2 protein-coding genes are annotated in these 4,348 nt (G+C 66.8%); one reads left to right on the forward strand and one right to left on the reverse strand.

Annotation, left to right across the window (positions count from 1 at the left end):
- Positions 1–163: 163 nt before the first annotated feature.
- Positions 164–2,494, reverse strand: a complete 2,331-nt coding sequence (locus tag ACFV9G_RS21135; protein ID WP_378729539.1) for an immune inhibitor A domain-containing protein — start codon at positions 2,492–2,494, stop codon at positions 164–166.
- A gap of 480 nt (positions 2,495–2,974) precedes the next feature.
- On the opposite strand from ACFV9G_RS21135, the gene ACFV9G_RS21140 reads away from it, so the two are divergent.
- Entirely contained in the window at positions 2,975–4,132 is a 1,158-nt protein-coding gene (locus ACFV9G_RS21140) for a ubiquitin-like domain-containing protein (protein ID WP_378729541.1), read from the forward strand.
- The last annotated feature ends 216 nt before the right edge of the window (positions 4,133–4,348 follow it).

A 4,348-nucleotide genomic window follows, 5' to 3' on the forward strand; every position in this document is an offset into this window, starting at 1 on the left:
CCGCCACATGCTACCCGGCGCCCCCCGTTGGTCGACCCCCGGGTCGCGTTCGGGGGGGGGGTTACCCACCAAACCCCTCCCCGGGGGTGGCTCGCCCCACCGCTCGCTAGCGCTCGCCGGTCTGAACGAAGTGGCCGCGACCAGCGGGGCTGATCGGATCAGATCAGGAGACGCTGATCTTCATGATCCCCTTGCGCTCGTCCGAGGAGAGCACCGTGATCTTCACGCCGCTGCCGGCGGTCTTGGTGGAGTGCGCCGGGTTGGACGCGTCCCAGTAGGCCGTCTCGGAGTTGTCGTAGAACGTCGGCACGCTCTTGTGCCGCGGCACGTTCAGGACGTTGTCGGCGCCACCGGCGACCTCGGCCTCGAGCCGCAGAGCGTCGGCACGGTCGACATCGAAGGTCGAGTCGTAGCCCTGCATCCGGTTCCGGGCGAGGGTGCCGTTCGACCACAGGCTCGGCTTCGCGGTGGAGTCGACGACCAGCGCCTGGCCACCACCGGGGTGCTCCGAGGTGTTGTTGTCGCCGTACGCACCGTTCTGGTACCAGACCAGGAGGCCGTCCTGGTAGGCGTAGTGGTCGACCTTGTCCGGCGCGGTGACCCCGTAGCCGAAGTTGTACGGACCCTCGGCCAGCGTCTTGTCGTAGCCCTTGTACTGCCGGTTCTCGGCGATGTAGAAGCGCGGGTACGTCGAGGTGTAGGTGCCGTCGGTGATGCCCATGTACTCCTTGACGGTCCAGTCGGCGAAGGACGAGAAGTCCGTCGTGTAGGCCGAGCCGACCGAGAGGTCGTCGATGGCGAAGCCGTAGTAGGCGACGCCGCCGTCGTTGGCGGTGCGGAAGCGGAGCTTCACGTTCTGACCGGCGTACGCCGAGAGGTCGGCGGTCAGGTCGACGTACTCGGTCGGGTCGTGGTCGGCGCAGTTGCCGTCACAGGTGCTGTCGGAGGTGCCGTGGATGCCGTTGTTGTACTCGGCCGAGGACAGGTTCGTCGCCAGCGGGGTCGACCACGTGGTGCCGCCGTCGGTGGAGGCCTCCAGGAAGGTGAAGTCGTACTCCGCCTCGAGGTCGTACTTCACCTTGGCCGAGAGGGTGCCGCCCGCGGGGACCGCGATCTCCGGGCTCACCGCGGTGGCCGTACGGTCATCGCCCTTGCCGGAGTAGAGGAACGACTTGCCGGACGTGCCGGAGCCGACGTCGTGGGTCGTCTCCCCGTCGGGGAGGTTGACCACGAGTGCCTGCGGGGTCTTCGACCCGGTGTCGTGGAAGCTCGGGCCCAGGGTCAGCTTCTTCTTGGAACCCGCCTCGACGGTGTCGTAGTTGAGCCAGCCGAGGAAGAGCTTCTCGGGAGCGCCCATGTGGTTCGGGGTGGTGCCGATGGTGCCGTCACCGTGGCCGAGCCAGGAACCCGAGCTCATCAGGGTCCAGAAGCCGGTGCCGTTCTCGCCGCCCGCGGTGTCGTAGAAGTCCGGCAGACCGAGGTCGTGGCCGAACTCGTGGGCGAAGACGCCCAGGCCGCCGTTCTCGGGCTCGGTGGTGTAGTCGCGGATCCAAATGTCGGTGTTACCGATCTTGACGCCGCCGGCCTTCGGGAAGTCGGCCGGGCCGTCGGAGCCGGACGCGTTGGCGGCCCAGCGGTGCGACCAGATGGTCCACGGGTCGGCGCCGGCCTCCTCGCCCGCACCGGAGTGGATCGCCTGGAAGTGGTCGATGTAGCCGTCGGCCTCGTTGAAGTTGCCGTCGCCATCGAGGTCGTAGCGGTCCCAGATGTCGTAGTCCTGGAGGTACGCGGTGATCTCGGCGTCGGTCTTGCCCGCCGCCTTCTGCGACTCGTACCAGGCGTTGGCGCTGTCCTGGACGTAGTTCTTCATGGCGCTGGCGGTCTCGTCGCCGGTCGCGCTCTGGTAGTAGGACTCCGCGTGCGGAAGGGTCACCCAGTCGCTGACGTCACCCTGGAGGTCGAAGCGGCCGCTCGACATCTCCTTGTAGACGTTGTGGAACGACTCCTCGCCCTTGTTCTGGTTGAAGAACATGTCCATGTAGTGCTCGCGGGAGAAGTCCTCCTCCCAGTAGGTGGAGTTGTCGTCCTCGGCGGGCGGGGCGATCTCGTTGTGGAGCGGGCCCGAGGTGTTCTCGGGGAAGGCCGGGTTGCCGCCCTCGCCGAACTCGACCAGGAAGCTCAGCAGCTGGGACTTCTCGGTGGGCTCGTGCTCCACCCAGCGGGTGTTCTTGCCCGAGCCCATCTTGACGACCTGGCTGCCGTTCTTGGTGACCGTCTGCTTCTCGCCCGTGGCAACCGCGGTGGCTGCGTTGGTCTTGAGCTCGGTGCGCTTGGTGTTGAGCGCGTCGGGCTTGTTGTCGACCTTCTGCTTGACGGCGGCCGCAGCAGGGGTCCCCTCGGTCTCGACGGCGCTCGCCGACGAGTGGGTGAGGATCACTGGCGTCACGCCTGCGACCGCGAGTGCGGCCAGCGCGCTGGTAACGCGTCTGTTCATCGTTCCTCCGGAGTCTGGTGACATCGCGCACATCTGCCTTCCCCGAGAACTGACCGGCACGACGGGCCATCACGACAGAGATGGCTTCGGAGTACAACACCAAGCAACGCAGTTACCTGTAAAGGATTTGTCGCCTATTGGCCAGGGGGAGCGAAATTTCGTGGCGGGATTACGACATGCGCCGTGATCAACCCGCTTGACCAGCGATTTCGACGTGGTGAATCGCACACCTGTTATTCGCTGCGACAGGTATTGACAGCCCTCTATGGCCCCCATTTGATACCGAGATTGCATGCTTGTAATTGCCTGCTGATCGGTTAGGGGACTTGCATTTAACCGACCGCATTTGTTCCGCTGTCCGGCGAGATAGCCGGGATCGGGACAGATCCGGACGGTGTTGGGGGTGGGCCTCAGCGCGTAGATCACCAGATCTCGCAACACCGTTCGCCCGTGCCCGGGGACACCAAACATCGGAGCATCGTGCCCCCCAGCAGCACCAACTCGTGGTTCCGCAACATCGCTTCAACCCGACGCCGTAAGGCCGTTCTGGTCGGCGGACTGGCCGCCGCAGTGGTCGCCGCAGGCGGCGCAGCGTACGGGGTCAAGACCGCCCAGACCGATGTCGTCGTCTCGATCGACGGCAAGGCCAAGGACGTCAGCGTCAACGCCGACACGGTCGGTGAGGTCCTCGAGGCCGAGGGCATCGAGATCGGCGACCGCGACGCGGTTGCCCCTTCGCTCGACACCGAGGTGGAGGACGGCAGCGCGATCAGCGTCCGCTACGCCCGTCAGCTGAGCCTCGAGGTCGACGGCAAGTCCCAGGACCACTGGGTCACCGCGACCACCGTCGGCGGCGCGCTCGCCGAGCTCGGCCGCGACTACGACCGGGCTGAGCTCTCGACCAGCCGCGGCGCCTACATCGGCCGCGACGGGATGTCGCTCGACGTCGTCACGCCGAAGGCCGTCAAGGTCGCCCTGGCGGGGAAGAAGACCAAGAAGGTCAGCGTGACCGCGCTGACCGTCGGCGACGCGCTCAAGGACCTCGGTGTCGAGCTCGAGCCTCGGGACCAGGTCTCCCCGGCCTCCGACAAGGCTCTGAAGAGCGGTCAGAAGATCGTCTTCACCGACTTCTCCGCCAAGAACCGGAAGGTCGCCCGCGAGACGGTCGAGGCTCCGGTCAAGGAGATCGAGGACTCCTCGATGGCCAAGGGTGAGACCGAGGTCGTCGAGGAAGGCTCCGACGGAGTCCGTTCGGTGACCTACCGCATCTTCTACAAGAACGGCGAGGCCGTCTCCAGGAAGGTCCTCGAGCAGAACGTCATCGAGGGCGCCGAGACCCGCGTCGTCAAGATCGGCACCAAGGAGGAGGCCCCTGCGGCCAACTTCGCCGGCGGCAGCACCGTCTGGGACCAGCTCGCGCAGTGCGAGTCCGGCGGCAACTGGGCGATCAACACCGGTAACGGCTACTACGGCGGTCTGCAGTTCAACGTGCAGACCTGGCAGGCCTACGGTGGCTCGGGTCTCCCGAGCGAGAACAGCCGCGAGACCCAGATCGCGATCGCGACCAAGGTCCGTGACGCCAACGGTGGCTACGGCTCCTGGCCGGCCTGCTCGCAGAGCCTCGGTCTGCCGCAGTAGTCGCGACTCGGCGCATCTGTCCCGGATTCCGGGCTCGAGTCGGGGGGGGGGGGGCCCGGCCCGGGGGGGGAACCGCCCCCCCCGCGGGGGGGGGGGGGGGGTACACACCCACCCCCCGCGCCCCCAACCCACCGGTGTTTTTTTTTGGGGTTGCGGGCCCGGTTGTTGGCCCGCGGGCGCCCCCGCTTCCGTTATGGGGTCACGTGGTGCTAGCTC

Source organism: Nocardioides sp. NPDC059952, assembly GCF_042730435.1.
Taxonomy (GTDB): Bacteria; Actinomycetota; Actinomycetes; order Propionibacteriales; family Nocardioidaceae; genus Nocardioides.